This window comes from Streptomyces sp. HUAS 31, from assembly GCF_028198125.1.
Classification (GTDB): domain Bacteria; phylum Actinomycetota; class Actinomycetes; order Streptomycetales; family Streptomycetaceae; genus Streptomyces; species Streptomyces chartreusis.
The window spans coordinates 6,020,867-6,037,660 of record NZ_CP116353.1 but is presented as its reverse complement, the minus strand read 5'-3'; the positions used below and the strand labels follow the sequence as shown (position 1 = coordinate 6,037,660).

General features: G+C 70.7%; 13 protein-coding genes. 7 read left to right on the top strand and 6 right to left on the bottom strand.

Annotated features, from left to right (window positions below; translation table 11 throughout):
• Positions 1 to 9 precede the first annotated feature (9 nt).
• The 4 genes from PGH47_RS27065 to PGH47_RS27050 all read right to left on the bottom strand — a co-directional run bounded on the left by PGH47_RS27065 (position 10) and on the right by PGH47_RS27050 (position 6,344).
• Positions 10 to 1,200 carry a glycosyltransferase gene (locus PGH47_RS27065; RefSeq protein ID WP_126897888.1) on the bottom strand — a complete coding sequence of 397 codons (1,191 nt, stop codon included), beginning with the start codon at positions 1,198 to 1,200 and terminating at the stop codon, positions 10 to 12.
• Positions 1,197 to 2,846, bottom strand: a complete 1,650-nt coding sequence (locus PGH47_RS27060) for an ArnT family glycosyltransferase (protein WP_271665566.1) — start codon at positions 2,844 to 2,846, stop codon at positions 1,197 to 1,199. Before PGH47_RS27060 ends, PGH47_RS27065 begins: the two co-directional genes overlap by 4 nt.
• Positions 2,843 to 4,120, bottom strand: coding sequence for a glycosyltransferase (locus PGH47_RS27055; RefSeq protein WP_271665565.1), 1,278 nt, complete (start codon positions 4,118 to 4,120; stop codon positions 2,843 to 2,845). Before PGH47_RS27055 ends, PGH47_RS27060 begins: the two co-directional genes overlap by 4 nt.
• A 190-nt stretch (positions 4,121 to 4,310) precedes the next feature.
• Entirely contained in the window at positions 4,311 to 6,344 is a 2,034-nt protein-coding gene (locus PGH47_RS27050; protein WP_271665564.1) for a thioredoxin domain-containing protein, read from the bottom strand.
• A 223-nt stretch (positions 6,345 to 6,567) separates the two neighbouring features.
• Here PGH47_RS27050 and PGH47_RS27045 point away from each other — a divergent pair, with 223 nt between their 5' ends.
• The 4 genes from PGH47_RS27045 to PGH47_RS27030 all read left to right on the top strand — a co-directional run bounded on the left by PGH47_RS27045 (position 6,568) and on the right by PGH47_RS27030 (position 13,440).
• Positions 6,568 to 9,768, top strand: a complete 3,201-nt coding sequence (locus PGH47_RS27045) for a tetratricopeptide repeat protein (protein WP_271665563.1) — start codon at positions 6,568 to 6,570, stop codon at positions 9,766 to 9,768.
• A 135-nt stretch (positions 9,769 to 9,903) separates the two neighbouring features.
• On the top strand, positions 9,904 to 11,172 hold the full coding sequence (locus PGH47_RS27040) for a DUF6879 family protein (RefSeq protein ID WP_271665562.1): 1,269 nt from the start codon (positions 9,904 to 9,906) through the stop codon (positions 11,170 to 11,172).
• Positions 11,173 to 11,176: 4 nt separating this feature from the next.
• The gene (locus tag PGH47_RS27035) at positions 11,177 to 12,466 is read left to right on the top strand and encodes a hypothetical protein (protein ID WP_271665561.1); all 1,290 of its coding nucleotides are present in this window, start codon (positions 11,177 to 11,179) and stop codon (positions 12,464 to 12,466) included.
• Positions 12,463 to 13,440, top strand: coding sequence for a hypothetical protein (locus tag PGH47_RS27030; RefSeq protein ID WP_271665560.1), 978 nt, complete (start codon positions 12,463 to 12,465; stop codon positions 13,438 to 13,440). The genes PGH47_RS27035 and PGH47_RS27030 overlap by 4 nt, the downstream gene beginning before the upstream one ends.
• 135 nt (positions 13,441 to 13,575) lie before the next feature.
• On the opposite strand, the gene PGH47_RS27025 is transcribed toward PGH47_RS27030, so the two are convergent.
• Both PGH47_RS27025 and mca read right to left on the bottom strand, forming a co-directional pair.
• On the bottom strand, positions 13,576 to 13,812 hold the full coding sequence (locus tag PGH47_RS27025) for a hypothetical protein (RefSeq protein WP_271665559.1): 237 nt from the start codon (positions 13,810 to 13,812) through the stop codon (positions 13,576 to 13,578).
• Complete coding sequence (mca, locus tag PGH47_RS27020; RefSeq protein WP_271668166.1) at positions 13,805 to 14,665, bottom strand: mycothiol conjugate amidase Mca; 861 nt, start codon at positions 14,663 to 14,665, stop codon at positions 13,805 to 13,807. Before mca ends, PGH47_RS27025 begins: the two co-directional genes overlap by 8 nt.
• Before the next feature lie 224 nt (positions 14,666 to 14,889).
• Between mca and PGH47_RS27015 the strand changes: the two genes are divergently transcribed.
• From PGH47_RS27015 to PGH47_RS27005, 3 genes are all read left to right on the top strand, one after another.
• On the top strand, positions 14,890 to 15,288 hold the full coding sequence (locus tag PGH47_RS27015) for a DUF4307 domain-containing protein (protein WP_125528530.1): 399 nt from the start codon (positions 14,890 to 14,892) through the stop codon (positions 15,286 to 15,288).
• 211 nt (positions 15,289 to 15,499) lie between these two features.
• Positions 15,500 to 16,000 carry a transcription elongation factor GreA gene (greA, locus tag PGH47_RS27010; RefSeq protein ID WP_030951085.1) on the top strand — a complete coding sequence of 167 codons (501 nt, stop codon included), beginning with the start codon at positions 15,500 to 15,502 and terminating at the stop codon, positions 15,998 to 16,000.
• 246 nt (positions 16,001 to 16,246) lie between these two features.
• Positions 16,247 to 16,732, top strand: a complete 486-nt coding sequence (locus PGH47_RS27005; RefSeq protein WP_271665558.1) for a hypothetical protein — start codon at positions 16,247 to 16,249, stop codon at positions 16,730 to 16,732.
• Positions 16,733 to 16,794 lie beyond the last annotated feature (62 nt).

Sequence of the window (16,794 nt, the reverse complement as noted above, 5' to 3'; positions counted from 1 at the left end):
GCGGCTCTCCTATGCGGTGCGGCTACCGCGCTGCCGACCGATACGGCGGCGCGGCAGATAGACCAGCGCTTCGGTACCGACGAAGCGCAGGACGAACGTGATGACCAGGGCCAGCGCGGTCGCCGGCAGCACGGCAAGACCGAACTGGCCCACCAGCAGCGCGATCAGCGGGATGCGCAGCACCAGGTCGGCGTTGGCGAGCAGCGCGAACCGGGCGGTGCGGTCGGCCCAGTGCCGGTGCTGCCGCCGGTCGCGGAACAGCAGCTTCTCGATGAGCAGGAAGTTCCAGGCCACGCCGAACTGGTTGGCGACGATCTCCGCGGGCAGGTAGTGCAGCCCCATGTGCGTCATCGCCCACAGCGCGGCCAGGTTCGGCACGAACCCGGTGAGCCCGATGAGCCCGAACACCACCATCCGGGACAGCGGGTCGGCCGTACGCAGCCCGGCGAGGTGCCGCAGGAAGCGCCGGCCCTCCGCCGCCGTGGACTTGGACTCCCCCGCGAACCGCTCCTGGAAGACGAACGGCACCTCGGTCACCGCGCGCGGGCGGCTGCGGACGGCCAGCTCCAGCAGGATCTTGTAGCCGAGCGGTTTGAGCGCCTCCGCGGCGATGTCGCTGCGGCGGATCGCGAAGAAGCCGCTCATCGGGTCGCTGATGCCGTGCAGCCGGCGCGGGAAGAGGGACTTCGTCAGCCAGGTCGCCATTCGCGACACGGCCACGCGGTAGCTGCCCGCGAGCCCGGCCCGGCTGCCGCCCTTGATGTACCGGGAGGCGACGACGAGCCCGGCGTTCGCGCGTTCGCCGGTGGCGACGAGCTCCGGGACGAGGGACGGCGGGTGCTGGCAGTCGCCGTCCATGACGACGATCCAGTCCGAGCCGGCCGCCTTCATCCCCTCGACGACCGCGCCGCCGAGCCCGCCGACGGGTTCGTCGCGGTGGATGACGGTGACCGGGAACGGGCAGTCCTGCGCGGCCTCTTCGATGACCTGCGGGGTGTCGTCGGTGGAGTCGTCGACGAAGACCACCTCGCAGGGCAGCCGGGACGGCACCGACTCGGTGATCTGATGCAGCAACTGCCGTACGTTCGCCGACTCGTTGAAGGTCGGCACGACGATGGTGACGGCGCCCGGCTCGGGCACCTCGACGGCTTCGACGGACGGCTCGCCGAGCTGTCCGGGGGCGGTGAATTCCTGGGTCATCGGACGCCTCCGGAGGCGGTCTGGATCTGGCGGATCTCGATGCGGTCCTCGCCGCGGCCGAACACGGCGACCGGCTTCGAGTGCTCGATGGCCGCCTTGACGTTGGGCAGGTCGACCGCGTCGCGCCGGACCGTCGGGGAGGCGACGACGTAGTCGAGGTCCTTCCAGCCGCGCGGCATCGTCTTCGTGACGGCCGGGTCGAGGTCGGCCTTGTAGAACCAGATGACGCCGAGTCCGGGCTCGTACCCGGCGTGCACCAGGTCCAGCCAGAGCGCGTCGTCGACGAGGACGCGGGTGTCCCCGGGGTCCGGCACCTCCGTGGACAGCCACTTCGAGGCGGCCCGGTAGGGCGCGTTGGCGTCGGCGGTGACCGCGGTGCGGTCACCGTCGTACCAGCGCGGGACGACATAGGCGCCGGCGGAGATCGCGAGTACGGCCGCGAGGGCGTACCGTCCGCCGGTCAGGTACCGGTGCTCGGCCTCGGAGCGCCATCGCCGCAGCACGGCGTGGGCGACGGAGGCGGTGCCTCCGGCGAGGACCAGGGCGAGGAACGGCAGCGCCTGGATGACGTACATCGCGGGCAGGTAGCCACTGGGGCGCATGGCCACCAGGGCGAGGATGACCACCGTGAACGACGGGCCGGCCAGCGCCCGGGCAGTCACCGACCAGCGCCAGGTGAGAAGGAGCAGCAGTCCGCCCGCGAGGCCGCCGACGATGAGGACGCGGTCGTAGTAGAGCCACGACTGCAGGACGCCCCAGGAGCCGGAGCCCTGGTCGAGGATGAAGCCCGAACCGGGTCTGGTCATCTGGTACTTGATGCCGTCCCACAGCGAGACGTGCCCGCTGCCCGGCAGCAGCTCGCCCTTCAGCAGGGCGAACAGCGGGTAGGACAGGCCGATCAGCGCACACGCGGTGACCGCGCCGGTGACGGCGAACTTGCGGGTGTCGCGGTGGCTGTGCCGCCACATGGTGATGAGCACCGCGGGGAGGACGAAGAGCATCGTCTCCTTGGTCAGCACCCCTGTCGCGGCGGCGATCCCGGCTCCGAAGTGGTGCCACAGATGACGGCTCGGGGAGGCGGCGAGCGCGAAGGCCAGCAGCGTCCACATCACCGCGAGGTTGTCGAGGAAGATCTCCCGCTGGAGGACGACGGACAGCGGCGAGAGCCCGAACAGGACCATGCCGAGCCCGGCGGCCCAGCGCGGCAGCGACAGCCGCCGCCCGATCACATAGACGAGGACCGCGCCGGCGGCGCTGATCACGAGCATCGCGGCGCGCATGGTGCCGACGGTCATCGACTCGGGGCTGAGCGCGGCCGGTATCCAGGTCAGCAGGGCGAGCTGGATCCAGCCGAGCGGCGGGTGGTCGTACCAGTAGGTGTAGTGGGCCAGGCCCCGGCCCTCCTGGACGGCCCAGGCCTGGGCGAGATAGGTGCCCTCGTCGTCGCTGAGGGTCGGGTAGTCGGCGATGTTCCAGCCCTGCACGACGAGGATCGCGACGAGGAGTACGCCGCACAGGATCAGGTCGGGCCGGGACGAACGCAGCCGGAGCGGTGGGGTCGTTCGACCGGTCGGACGCGCCACAGGCGCAGGCTGCCGCTGCGCGGGGACCTCGGGAGCGGTCACCGCGGGAAGGGTGGAGGTCACGCGGGGACGTCCTCTCGGAGGTCTCGGGCCACTTCGGCATCGGCGAGATGCGCACCGACGTGGCTGGTCAGCTCCCAGTCGTTCTGGCCGCGCTGCTCACGCCACACGGCGCGGACGGCGGCCCCGGCGAGGAGGACCTGGTAGAAGGGACCGCCCACGACGAGCTTCAGGTAGTGCACGAAGCGGACGCGCAGTCCGTACTGCTTGCCGAAGTCGTGCAGTCCGACGATCTCGAAGACGAACGTGACGAGCGCGGTGACGGCCGGCAGGAAGGTGATGAAGGCGACGCTCACCGGCACGTCGGCGAAGACCGCGATCGCGATGTTGAGCGGGATGATGAGCCCGGTGAAGGCCTGCATGAACGGTGTCATGAGGGTGTACCGGGCGAGCAACCGCTGCCCGAAGGTGGGCAGTTGCCGCCAGTCCTTCTTCCGGTAGACCTGGAGGAAGCCCTGGTTCCAGCGGGTGCGCTGCTTCAGCAGCGACATCAGGCTGCCCGGCGTCTCCTCCTTGGTCACCATGTCGGAGTCGTAGGCGACGACGACCTTCTTGCCGACACTGGAGAGACGGACACCCAGGTCGCAGTCCTCGGCGAGGCAGTCGGGGTCCCAGCCGTCGGCCTCCCTGAGCACGGCCGTCCGTACGAAGACGGTGTTGCCGCCGAGCGGGATGAACCCCTTTTGCGCGTGCAGGTGCAGCCGGGAGCGGAACCAGAAGAAGTACTCCAGGCAGTTGCGCAGGCTGTACCAGCTGGAGTGGAAGTTGATCAGCTGGACCCCGCCCTGCACGACGTCGGCGCCGGTGGTGCGGAAGGCGTGGTCGACGTGCGCGAGGAGTTCCGGGTGAACCTGGTCCTCGGCGTCGAAGACCCCGACGACGTCGCCGCGGCAGTGCGGCAGCGCCGTGTTCATGGCCTTCGGCTTGTTCTTCTTCTCGTGCGTGTCGACGACCACGCGGACGCGCGGATCACGCGAGGCGGCCTTCTCGGCCACCTCGGTGGTCTCCGGGTCGTCGTGTCCGACGATGACGATGATCTCGAAGTCGGTGTGTGTGGACTCCAGCAGTCGCTGGATCGTGTGGTCCAGCACGGCTTGTTCGTGCCGTGCCGGTAGCAGCAGCGAGAATGACAGGTGTTCGCCCCCGTCCGGGCTGCTGAACCGGGTGGAGGCGAGCACTTCGGGCGTACGCCACGCGTGCATCTGCCACCACAGGGTGAAAGCCGCCATCCAGAACAAGGCCAGCGAGACGACGGCTATGAAGACAGACGTCAGCAACAGATCCCCCCAGATCCCAATGCCCCCTGCCGCGACAGCGAGTCACACCTGTCGCGGAACTGTGTAGACATTAAGAGGGATCTGTGAAGCCCGCAGGCCGTTTTGATGAAGAGCGCGTTTCATCACAACGAGCCCCGAGAGTGAACAATTCGAACACAGGCTGCGTAACTGCCCTTTGCTCACTACCGTTTTACCTGGTCAGAGCGGTTCGCAGCTGTTCGGGGTCGGTGGTCGGGGCGTCGCAGGTGAAGTTACGGCAGACGTAAGCGGCAGGTTGACCCTGCCGCAGCGGGCGGTCGGCGAGGAGCGGGAATTCGCCACTCTCCGGAGTCCCCACGGCGACGACCGCACCCGGCGCGGTGCCGAGAAGTGCCGTGCGGTGGAGGGTCTTTGTGGCGGCGTCGTCCGTCGTCGGACCCACCACCGCGACCTCCCGCGGCCCGTCGAGATTGGCCTCGGCGACCGCGAGTCCCCAGCCGATGAACCGGGGCACGCGCGGACCGAGTGCCTTCACCACGCCCAACGCCCGTTCGGCGGCGGTGCGGTGCGGCTCGGCACCGGTCTGCGCCGCATAGCTCAGCAGCGCGCCGGCCGCCGCGCTCCAGCCGGAGGGGGCGGCGTTGTCGGTGGGGTCCTGCGGGCGGCGGATCAGCCGCTCGGCGTCGGCGGCCGTGTCGTAGAGGCCGCCGGACTCCTCGTCGACGAAGCGGGCGAGCACATGGTCGAGCAGGAACCCGGCGAACTCCAGCCAGACACCCTCGCCGGTGACGGACGCGAGCGCGAGGAAGCCCTCGGCGACGTCGGCGTAGTCCTCCAGCACGCCCGCGTTCGCGCCGACCTGGCCGTCCTTGCTGGTACGGGCGATACGGGCCTGCTCGTCGAGGTGCAGCCTGACCAGCAGGTCGGCGGCGCCGAGGGCCGCCTCCACGAGGTCGGGGCGGTCGAAGTAGGCGCCGGTCTCGGCGAGGGCGGCGATCGCGAGGCCGTTCCAGGCGGCGACGATCTTGTCGTCCCGGCCGGGCCCGGGGCGTGTCGCACGCCGCCGCAGCAGACGCTCACGGATCGAGGCGATCCTCCCGGCGTCGAACAGCTCGTCCTGCTGCGGGAGCTGGAGGACGGAGGACCCCTCCTCGAAGGTGCCTTCCTCCGTCACGCCGAAGTACCGCACGGCAAGGTCGGCGTCCTCGTCCCCGAGGACCTCGCGCAGCTGCTCCGGCGTCCACACGTAGTACGCGCCCTCGACGTGCCTGCCGGTCCCGTCGTCGCTGTCGGCGTCGAGCGCGGAGGCGAACCCGCCCTCGTTCGTGCGCAGTTCGCGCACCATGAAGTCCGCGGTCTCCAGGGCGACGCGGCGGGCCAGCTCGGAGCCCGTGGCACGCCAGAGGTGGGCGTAGACACGGCACAGCAGAGCGTTGTCGTACAGCATCTTCTCGAAGTGCGGCACCACCCAGTCCCGGTCCACGGAGTAGCGCGCGAACCCGCCGCCGAGCTGGTCGTAGATCCCGCCCCTGGCCATCCGCTCGCAGGTGTCCTGGGCCATCTGCAACGCGCCCTCGGCGCCGGTGCGCGCGTGGTGGCGCAGCAGGAACTCGATCGCCATGGACGGCGGGAACTTCGGCGCGCCCCCGAATCCGCCGCGCTGCGGGTCGTACTCGCGGGTGAGCCCGAGCAGCGCCGCCGCGAGCTCCTGCTCGCCGGGGGCCTCGGGGCCGCCGTAGGAGATCTCGCGCCCGGCGAGGTCGCGCACGATCTTCCCGGCGACGTCGGAGACCTCGTCGCGCCGGTCGGTCCAGGCGCCGCGCACGCCCTCCAGGACCTGGCGGAAGGACGGCATGCCCTGGCGGGGCGAGGGCGGGAAGTAGGTGCCGAAGTAGAAGGGCTCGGCGTCCGGGGTGAGGAACACCGTCATGGGCCAGCCGCCCTGCCCGGTGGCCGCCTGCACGGCCTCCATGTAGACGGCGTCCACGTCGGGCCGCTCCTCGCGGTCGACCTTGACGCTGACGAAGTGGGCGTTGAGGTAGTCGGCGGTCTCCTGGTCCTCGAAGGACTCGTGCGCCATGACATGGCACCAGTGACAGCTGCTGTAACCGACGCTGAGCAGGACCGGTTTGTCGCTCTTACGGGCCTCCTCGAAGGCCTCGGCCGACCACGGCCACCAGTCGACCGGGTTGTCCGCGTGCTGGAGCAGGTAGGGGGACGTCTCGTGAGCCAGTCGGTTCGACATGGGGTCCATCCTGCCGCAGTACCCCCGCCGGCATGCGTCAGGCGTCCACCGGACGGCGACGTCACTTCCCCCCGGTCCCCCGGCCACGGGCCCCTGGCCGCGGCTGCCGGCGCCGCATCCTTCACCGCAGCATCCGGTACCCGTCACCCGGCCCTCTCCCCACAACGCCCCGTCCGCAGCACACTTGACCAAGAACGCCATCGCTGCCGGAGGGGGACGTGACATGCGGGACAGCCATCGGACTGAGGCCGAGAGGCTGTTGGCTCGGGCCGTCGAGGAGGAGGTGCGGCGCTCGGGCGGCCGCATCGAGGGGCAGGTGCTGCTGTCACGGGCGCGCGGCGCGCTCGACGCCATGGCCGGGGCGGCCGCCGAGGAGTACGAGGCGTACACCCGGGCACTGGACGAGGCGGACGCCGGCCGGCTCACCTTCGGGCAGCGCTTCGCACGCGAGGGCGGTGCCACCCCCCTGATGGTGGCCGGCGTCGCCGCGGTCGCGGCCGCCGTGTCCGACCTGGCGCTCGGCACCGGCGCGAGCACCGCGGTGGGCGCGGGCGTCACCGTGGGCGTCGTCGGCGCCGCGGCCACCGTCGCCAAGGTCGCCGGCACGCATCTGCCCGCCGCACACCAGCGCGCGGGCGCCGTCGGCCAGCCCGGCGGCCCGGAACAGCTGCGCCTGCAATGGCTGACGGCGCTGGAGGTCCGCGGCATCCGCCCCTTCCTCGACCAGCAGCGGGTGCTCAGCGCGTCCACCGGCCCGAAGAAGACGGGCCCGCGGCTGCGGGGCGCCGACAAGAGCGCCGCCGCGCGCGGCCGCAACGTACTGGAGCAGTCGTTCGCCCAACTCCCCGAGCCGACGGGCCCGTTCGCCGGCCGCAGGCAGGAGTTGGCCCGCATCGGGCAGTGGGTGCAGGCGGCACGCGCGAGTACGGAGACCAGGCCGACGGTCGTCGTCCTGCACGGCCCGCCCGGCAGCGGCCGTACCGCACTGGCGGTCCGCGCGGCCCACGAGCTGAAGGACCAGTTCCGCGGCGCGTGCGTGGTGGACCTGCGCGGCGACACCACGGAGGAGCCGCCGCTGTCGACACGAGACGCGCTGCTGCACCTGCTGAACCGGCTGGGCGCCCCGCGCGAGCAACTCCTCTTCCGTGAGCGCTCGTCGGCGGAGCAGCAGGTCAAGCGGCTCGGCGAGCTCTACCATCAGCACCTCACCGGCCTCCCCGTCACGGTCGTCCTGGACGACGCCCCGGACGCCGAGCAGGTCCGCACCCTCGTCCCCGAACGCTCCGACAGCCTGGTCCTGGTCACCACCCGCGAACCCCTCGACCTGCCCGACCTCGCCGCCTGGGTGCACCACCTCCCGGTCGAGGCGCTGGACGCGGCCGGCGCGGAGGAGCTGCTGACCGCGGCGGCACAGGACGCCTCGGGCCCCTACGACGCCGAATCGGCCGACCGGATCCGGCAGTTGTGCGGCGGCCTGCCGCTGGCGCTCCGCGTCGCCGGCTCGTCGCTGGGCCCGCGCTCACCGCGCACACTGGCGACGGACCTGGGCGCGTACGGCCCGGTGGAGCCGATCGAGCGGGTGCTGTGGCTGCGCTACACCGACCAGTCGGAGGCGGCCCGGCGGCTGCTGCGCCGGCTCGCGCTGGCGGGCCGGGCCTCGCTGGGCGCGGCAGCGGCGGCGGCCCTGCTCGCCACGGACGAGGCGGAGGCGACGCGTCATCTGGAGGAGCTGGCCAGGTCGGGCCTCATCGACCATGTCCGCGGCAACCGCCACCGGCTCCACGACCTGGTCCGCGCCTTCGCCCAGGCCCGCCTCCTCGACGAGGAGGAACCCGCGGAGCGTACGGCGGCGCAGGAGCGGCTGATCGTGAACTACGCCGACCTCGCCGACTCCGTGCTGCGGCTGGTCGACGGCAACATGTCGACCCGCTCCGACCGCTTCAGCCCGCACGGCTTCACCTCGCTGGACGACGCGCTGCGCTGGCTGGACGACGAGTCGAGCTTCATCACCGCGGCCCTGCGGCACGCGGAGGACGCCAACCAGGCGGCGGTGCTGAACCTGCTGGGCGCCCTGTGCGACTACTGCCTGCTGCGCGGCGACCTCTACCGGCTCGGTGAGATCAGCGAGCTGGCGCAGGCCGTGGACAAGGGCCTGCTGGTCCGCTCGGTGCAGTGGCGCACCGGCATCGCGGCCCGGCAGCTCGGCGAACTCGACAAGGCCCGCGCGACGCTGACCTCGGTGGTCGAGCTCTACATGGAGGCCCAGCACGACGCGGGCGCGGCCCGGGCCCTGTGCTCCCTCGGCATCACCCTGCACCACCAGGGCAACCTCACCGAGGCGGCCGCCAAGCTCCGCGAGGCCCTGGACCTCCAGTCGGCGCCCGAGCTGTCGACGGACCGCGCCTGGACGATGCACGCGCTGGCGGCGGTGGAACGCGACCGGGGCCATGTCGCCGAGTCCCTGGACCTGCTGACCGAGTCCCTGTCCCTGCACCGGGCCGGCGAGTCCCTGCACGGCGAGGCGTGGGCCCACTTCCAGCTGGGCCAGCTGGGCCTGCGGATGGGCGACGTACCGCGGGCGGACGAGGACCTGCGGGCGGCCCTGGACCTGTACGGCCGCACCCGCGACGCCCGCGGCGAGGCCTGGGCGCTGACCCAGCTGTCCCGGGCCCGGCTGGTCGCCGGCGACCCGTCCCCGGCGGTGGACGGCCTGCGCCGGGCGGCCGCCCGCCACCGCGACAACGAGGACGCGCGCGGCGAGGCGTGGTCCCTCTACTACCTGGGCCAGTCCCTGGAGGAGACGGGCAACCTCGACCTCGCGGTACGGGAGCTGGAGCGGTCGCGGACGATGTTCTCGCGGATGCGCGACGTGTACGGGCTGGCGTGCGCCCGGCACCACTCGGCACGGGTGACCCGCGACCAGCGGGCGGCCCAGACGGGCTCCCTGCGCAACTCCGGATTCGCCCGTCAGCTCCTGGTGGACGCCCGCGCCGACTTCCAGCGCATCGGCGTCGCGCACGGCGAGGCGTGGACCTGCCTGGAGCTGGCGGTCGTGGACGCCGGGAACGCCCGCACCCAGCAGGCGCTGACGCTGTGCGACGACGCGATCGGCCTGTTCGCGTCGTACGGCGACCGGCGCGGCGAGGACTGGGCCCGCTTCCTGCGCTCCACCCTGCTGCCGTACGCCGCCCCCGGCGGGGTGGAGGTCGGCACGGCGGTGGCCCAGGAGGAACTGGCCCAGCTGTCCCGGGCCGGCCATCCGCTGCGGGACGCGAAGCTGGACGACTACGTGGAGGCGTACCGCCTGTTGCTGGAAAGGGGCGTGAACCTGGAAGCCGGCTGGCAGGCTTGGCGGTTGGGGATGGTGCCGAACCGGCATGCGCGGGAAGTCATGGGAGTACCGGTCGCGGCTTCGCCCCGGTGAGAGGGTCCGGTTTTCGGCGCAGAGCGTGCGAGGTGCGGCACGAAGCGCATGTCCGGCGGGGGGACCGCAATGAATGGACCTGGGTCAGGATGGAGTCGGACCGCGCCATGGAACCGGCGGCGACGCCGATCGACCGTGCCGCGCAAGATACTGGTGACCGCGTCGGCGATGACGGGCGGGTTCTTCCTCACGGTCGTCCTGGCCCAGGACCTGAGCCGGGCGTGGGCGTGGACGGCGTCCATCGCCATCGGCGGCGCGGCACTGGTCGTGCAGTACCTGGTGGACTTCGGGAAGCGGTTGGAACAGTTCGAAAAGCGCTCGGCCGAAGTCCTCACAGCGACGGAGCTGTTCCGCCCGGCCGACCCCTCGCCGGTCCGCTCCGACGAGGTGACCCGGCTGGTCCTCGCGTACACGAGGATCCGTGAACGGGACGGCGACCTTGCGCAGGCCTTCGCCGGGAGGCGGCTGACCCGCCTGGCCGAGCTGCTGGCGGGCCTCGGCAGTGGGAGCGCGCACAGGCCGGGCGAGGACCACGAGTGGCTGATCTCCCTCACCGAATGCGCCAGGATGACCGTCGACGCCGTCACCACCGTGGCGGACCGGGACTTCTGGTTCGGCGGGCCCGGGGACCGGTATCTCGCCGCCCAGGAGAAGGCCGTCAGCAGACGAGGCGTGGAGATCCGGCGCCTGTTCGTCGTGCGGCATCCGGACGAGGTCACACCCGAGCTCAGAGCACTCTGCGAGAAACACCTTCGGCATGGCATATCAGTGCGCATCGCGGTGCGGTCACAGCTGCCGTCGATGCCCCGGGTGAGTGACCTGGTCATCTTCGACGGGGCACTGTGCCTGGAGACCGAGTGGGGTCCGTGGTCCCAACCGGCCGGGACCTGGCTGAAGGCCGAGTCGGCGCATGTCGAGGACCGCGCCGCCGAGTTCCACGAGCTGTGGGCGATGGCGGAGCAGCCCCAGCTCATGGGTCCCATCAGGTCCTTCCCCGAAGAGCTCGCCCCCGATGCCTGCCGGCTTCTGCTGGTCCTCATGGACGACAACCCGGCCTCGGGGATTCCCGCGGAAATCGAGCTTCGGGTGCAGCCGGGTCCGCTGCACCGGTGGTCGGAGCCGGGAGCCGCCCGTCCCCAGCTCGTTGCCACGGCGACCCCGCTCACCCAGGCGCTGATCGAGCCGGTCAGCGTCGAGCTCCGGCCTCCCCAGTGGGGGGACGCCGGCGCGGGCCAGGTCCTCTTCACACCCGAGCGGTCCGGAACGCACCGGATCGCCGTCACCGTCCACGACGCCGCGACCGGCACCGTCCTCCAGCGGGTCAAGACCACGGTCCATGTCACCGACGGGCCGGCCGGAGACGCGCCGGCCACCCCCGTCGCCCTGTACGCGGAAGTGGGGTGATCGCGTGCCCCGCGCCCTCGACACACACGTCGTCCGGAACCCGAGCCATGACTTCACCCGCTTCCCCCCTCCCACCGCGAGACACCCGGACGTGGTCGTCGCCTTCGACCAGTACGGCGGAGACCGGCTCCGCGTCCGCGTGTACGGGCCCCAGGTGCCGCCCGGGCGGTACGGCGAGGTCCTGGCGATCCTGGACGTGCGGCCCGAGAAGGTACAGCGGCTCGGCCTGGCCCTGCGCCGGCGCTGGCAGGCCGAGTTCGTCTCCGCCCGGCCGTGGATGCCGGACGGGAAGCCGGACCCGGGGCGCCCCGACCACCCGTACGCCACGCAGGTCGACCTCACCGGCAAGGATGAGGAACTGCGCCCGGTGCTGGACGAGTTGGCCACGCAGGGCGCCCATCTCCTGTTCGACGTGCTCCTCGCCGATTTCAATCTGCGCGCCTTATGGGTACGCCAGGTGCTGATCGAGGTACTCGGCCGTAAGGACCTGCGCGTCCGCTTCGACTCGGACGTGCTGTTCCTGCCGTGGCCGCTGCTGTGCCTGCCGCGGGACCCGACCGCGGGCAGTGACCTGGACGCCCTCTTCTTGCGCTTCCTCGGGCACCGCCACCAGATCGAGCAGACGGGCGGGTACTACCCCGAACTCCCCGACCCTCAGGAGCCCATGCTCCCCCTCGCCTCGCCGTCCGTGAGCCTGAACCACGACACCGGAGTCGACGCCGCGGGCCGGACCAAGGCCGCCGAGGTCGCGGCCGTACTGCGCACGGACACCACGTTCGTGGAACGCCGCACCCGTCAGGACCTGCTGGACGACATCGTGGCGGGGAAACTGGACGAGCAGTTCATGTACTTCTGGTGCCACGGGCGGTTCCGGAGCGCGGAAACCGAAGCTCCGCTCCTCGTGGTGCAGTTGAGCGACGGACGCGACATCGACGCGCACACGCTGCTGGCCCGCCAGGGCGCCGCCGACGGCACCCTGCTCCGCCGCAACCCGCTCGTGCTGCTCAACGCCTGCTACGCCGGAATCCCGGGCGACGCCGAACTGGCGTATCTGGGCGGGGCGCTCATCCAGGCCGGTGCCGCCGGAGTGCTGGGACCGCAGATAGAGATGCCCCAGCTCTTCGCGGCCGAGTACGCGCTGCTGTACGTGACCCGCTATCTGTCCGGCGAGGAGACCGCGGGGACGATCGCCCACGACCTGGCACGGCACTTCGCCGACGTCCACCGCAATCCACTGGGCCTCGCCTACGCCCTGCACTGTGGGATGGACAATCGCTTGGAGCGCGGACTGTGACGCTGACGGTGATCGACCTGGACACCACCGGCTGGCTCGTGGAGGAGACTCCGACGGGATCGCGCCCCGTGCCCGCCCATCGGCTCACCACCCACTTCGCCGAACGGCTGTCCCCACCCGCCTGGGCGACCGACCTGCTGGTCTATGTCCACGGTTGGCAGACCTCGCCCGACTCGGCGCACGCCACGACCCGGCGGCTGCTGGACCTGACCACAGCCCAGCACGAGCGGCGACCGGCCCTGTACCCCGGCTTGCGGCCCTGGCGCCCCTGGACCGTGCTGATCCGCTGGCCGTCCCGTTCCCTGCCGTCTCTGGGCGGCTACCGCCGTATCCGCGACCGCGCGCACGCCATGAGTACGCAGGGCCACGCCGCCCGTGTCATCGGAAGCCTCCTCGGCTACCTGGACAGCCGACGCCCCGATCCGGCGGCCCCGCCCGTGCTCGCCAACCGGGAAGGCCAGTATCTCCACCTGATCGGCCACTCCTTCGGCTGTCGCCTCCTGTGCGAGGCGGTGCAGTGGGCGGCGGGCGACGAACCGGCCACCCTGGGGTGGAGCACGCCGAAGCCGCACGGGCGGCCCTTCACCGTGGACTCGATGCTGCTGTTGCAGATGGCGGCCCCGCGCGACGCCTTCGCCACGAGCTTCACCACACTCGCCGAGGCGCCCCTGCGCGGACCGGTCGTCGCGACGTACTCCCAGCACGACCGGGCCACCGGTTTCTGGCATCTACGGGCGGAGCGGCGGGCCGGCATCGGGTACGCGGGCATCGGGACCGCCCCCGAGCCCGTTTCATCGATCCGGATGCTGCCGCCTGACGAGCGCTATCCGCTCCGCGGCCTCGACCACCAGTTCGTCAGCGTCGATGCCGGTGAGGTCTTCGTCCGGGGGTCCGGCCCCGCCGGCGCGCACTCGGACCACTTGCGGCCCGAGTCCGCGCACCTGCTGCTGTCCCTGGCCGACCACTCCCGGTGATCCCGAGACCGCGGAGTTCGCCCCGGCACGTGGCAGCGTGCCTCGGAGGTGGGGGCAGGCGGACGTCACGGCATGACTTCACGAAACGGACAGGCTGTCGTGAAGTCATGCCGGCGGTGGATCGCGTGCCGAGGGTCAGCTCTTCGCGTCCGCGTCCCGGGAGTCGGCCGCCTTCGGATCCGGGACCTCCGTGAACTCGACCCTGTTCATGTGGCGGTTCATGGACTTCATCAGGCCCCAGACCGCCAGTGCCATCACCGCGAAGACGATGAAACCGAGGACGCCGGGGGTGACCTTGTCCTCGTCCACCTCCTTGGCGAGGGTGACGAGCTGTGTCATTGCCAGGCTTGCGCTTGCGCTCATGTCAGGCATTGTCGCGGATGCCCGCAAACAGGTCGTCCTCGGGGAGGGAGGTATCGACGAGGGACTTCGCGAGCTCGTACTCCTCGGTCGGCCAGACCTCCTTCTGGATCTCCATCGGGACCTTGAACCAGCCGCCGTCGGGGTCGATCTGCGTGGCGTGCGCGATCAGCGCCTTGTCGCGGATCTCATAGAAGTCCGCGCACGGGACATGCGTGGTGAGCGTGCGCTCGGCGCGCTGGAACTCGTCCCACCGCTTGAGCCAGTCCCCGTACGGCGACTCCAGACCGCGGTCCAGCATCGCGTGGTGCAGCGCCTCGGTGCGGGGGCGGTTGAAGCCCTGGTTGTAGTAGAGCTTCCGCGGCTGGTACGCCGGGCCGAACTCCGCCTCCGGGTACTTCTCGGCGTCCGCGGCGCCCTCGAAGGCCACCATCGAGATCTTGTGGGTCATGATGTGGTCGGGGTGCGGGTAGCCGCCGTTCTCGTCATAGGTGGTGATCACCTGCGGACGGAACGAACGGATCTGCTTCACCAGCTCACCGGCCGCCTTGTCGACGTCCTCCAGGGCGAAGCAGCCCTCCGGCAGCGGCGGCAGCGGGTCGCCCTCGGGCAGGCCGGAGTCGACGAAGCCGAGCCACTCCTGCTTCACCCCGAGGATCTCGCGGGCCTCGTCCATCTCCTTCTTGCGTACCTCGTGGATGTGCTCCTCGATGTACTTGTCGCCCTGAAGCTTCGGATTGAGGATGGAGCCGCGCTCCCCGCCCGTGCAGGTCACGACCAGCACGTCCACCCCCTCGGACACGTACTTCGCCATGGTGGCCGCGCCCTTGCTCGACTCGTCGTCGGGGTGGGCGTGCACGGCCATCAGTCGCAGCTGGTCAGTCAAGACTCAATCCTCATAGTCGGCGCCCCGGTGTGAGCCGGGGCAATGAAGTAGGGGCCGTCCCGCAGGGACGTCGTTGAGGGGCGGTGGTCGGGTGGCGGGCGGGAGGCTTCTATAGTGACCGAATCGAGGGGCGGATAATTCCGCGGTACAGCTCCAAGGCCCGCTATCGGGACATCGGTCCCGTCCCGGCGGAGAGGACGATCATGAGTACGGCGAGCACCCGAGTACCCGAGGGCCGTTACGGCCGCTCCTCGGACGCGCGCGCCGACCGCACACTCAAGGTCGTCGGCGGCGTCCTCGGGGCATTGCTCCTCGCGCTGATCGGCTATTTCGCCTATTACTACGTCGGCCAGAACAAGATCAGCGCCGAGGTGATCGAGTTCGACGCCCAGACGGACGCGGTGAAGGTGCATCTGGAGGTCCGCAAGGACGCCGGCGCCTCGGGCTACTGCACCCTGCGCTCCCAGGCGGAGAACGGTGCCGAGGTGGGCCGGGCCGACTTCCGCTTCGACGGCGACGCCACCCGGATCGACAAGGTCGTCACGCTCCGTACGACGTCCCAGGGGACGACGGCCGAACTGCTCGGCTGCCACTCCGACTGATCCAACCGCCCGAATCCGACCGACCTTGATCGACATCGACCGGATCGGCCCGTAATACGTAGGCGCTGACCTGCGTTGATGCGATTCTGATGGCTTATGTCCTCCCCCTTCGGCCTTTGAATTGTTAGGCTCGTGGTTTCGCCCTTCCGTGAAGGAACATCCTTCTGGGTAGGGCGATGCTTTGTATTCCCAGTACCGACGAGGAGCACCTGTGACCCAGACCAGCGAGAACGTCACCTGGCTGACCCAGGAGGCGTACAACCAGCTCAAGGCCGAGCTGGAGTACCTGTCTGGTCCTGCGCGCACGGAGATCGCCGCCAAGATCGCGGCCGCGCGCGAGGAGGGCGACCTGCGCGAGAACGGCGGGTACCACGCGGCCAAGGAGGAGCAGGGCAAGCAGGAGCTCCGTGTGCGCCAGCTGACCCAGCTCCTGGAGAACGCCCAGGTCGGCGAGGCGCCGGCGTCGGCGGACGGTGCGGTGGCGCCCGGCATGGTCGTGACGATCGCCTTCGACGGTGACGAGGACGACACGACGACCTTCCTGCTCGCCTCGCGCGAGTACGCGAGCTCCGACATCGAGACGTACTCGCCGCAGTCCCCGCTGGGCTCCGGCGTGATCGGCCACAAGGTCGGCGAGGACGCCCAGTACGAGCTGCCGAACGGCAAGATCGCCTCGGTGAAGATCCTCAAGGCCGAGCCCTACAACGGCTGATCCCGCCCTCGGGACCTTCAGCACCGGCCTTTCCACGAGCCCCCGCCGCTTCCCGGCGCCGGGGGCTTCGTCATGCCGCCGGGGTGCCGCCGGGCCGAAAGTCATACTCACCGACAACTCGGCTCATTGCATTGGCCGTTGTGAGCCAACCGGGCGAGGCCTCGGTCACGCCTCCACGACCCAAATCAGGCCAAAAGCCACGATGACGACGCAATCCTCAGTGCGATCATGTGGAATGAGTGAAACATGCTGCTCAAGCGCCTCACGCTGACCATGGCCACGTCGCTTCTGGCTCTCGTCGGCACTGTCGGTACGGCCACCGCGGCCCACGCCGCAAACACGGGTGACCAGTCCGGCCCGTGCTACATCAACATTCAGGGAAACAACAACACCAACACCTACGCGTCGTGCGGACAGATCCTCACCGGCACCGGGCACGTCACGGGAAGCAACCACACCGTCGGCCGCGGGGGCCTCACGGGAGCCGACACCCTCCCCCAGGTCGGTGTCGAGACGTCCAACCTTCTCGCCGCCCCGCAGAACAACGCCGACGTCATCACTCCGCTGATCGGCGGCACCAACGTCTCTGCCGCGTGCACCGTGCAGAGCCCCGTCGGCGACGGCATCTTCTATCTCGTCGTCACGGCGGTCAACGGCTATCCCACGGCCGGCTGGCTGCAGGCCGAGGTGATTTCGTCCACTGCGGACGTCCCGGCCTGTCTGCCGGCCTGAGCCGACCTCCGCCGTAGGTCGGCGAACAAGAAGGCCCCGTCCAGGGATTGTGTGACGGGGCC

Excerpts from the sequence above, each read along its gene's own strand:
- PGH47_RS27065 (WP_126897888.1), bottom strand. The coding sequence starts at position 1,200 with ATGACCCAGGAATTCACCGCCCCCGGACAGCTCGGCGAGCCGTCCGTC.
- PGH47_RS27050 (WP_271665564.1), bottom strand. The coding sequence starts at position 6,344 with ATGTCGAACCGACTGGCTCACGAGACGTCCCCCTACCTGCTCCAGCAC.
- PGH47_RS27045 (WP_271665563.1), top strand. The coding sequence starts at position 6,568 with ATGCGGGACAGCCATCGGACTGAGGCCGAGAGGCTGTTGGCTCGGGCC.
- PGH47_RS27025 (WP_271665559.1), bottom strand. The coding sequence starts at position 13,812 with ATGCCTGACATGAGCGCAAGCGCAAGCCTGGCAATGACACAGCTCGTC.
- mca (WP_271668166.1), bottom strand. The coding sequence starts at position 14,665 with ATGGCCGTGCACGCCCACCCCGACGACGAGTCGAGCAAGGGCGCGGCC.
- PGH47_RS27015 (WP_125528530.1), top strand. The coding sequence starts at position 14,890 with ATGAGTACGGCGAGCACCCGAGTACCCGAGGGCCGTTACGGCCGCTCC.
- PGH47_RS27005 (WP_271665558.1), top strand. The coding sequence starts at position 16,247 with ATGCTGCTCAAGCGCCTCACGCTGACCATGGCCACGTCGCTTCTGGCT.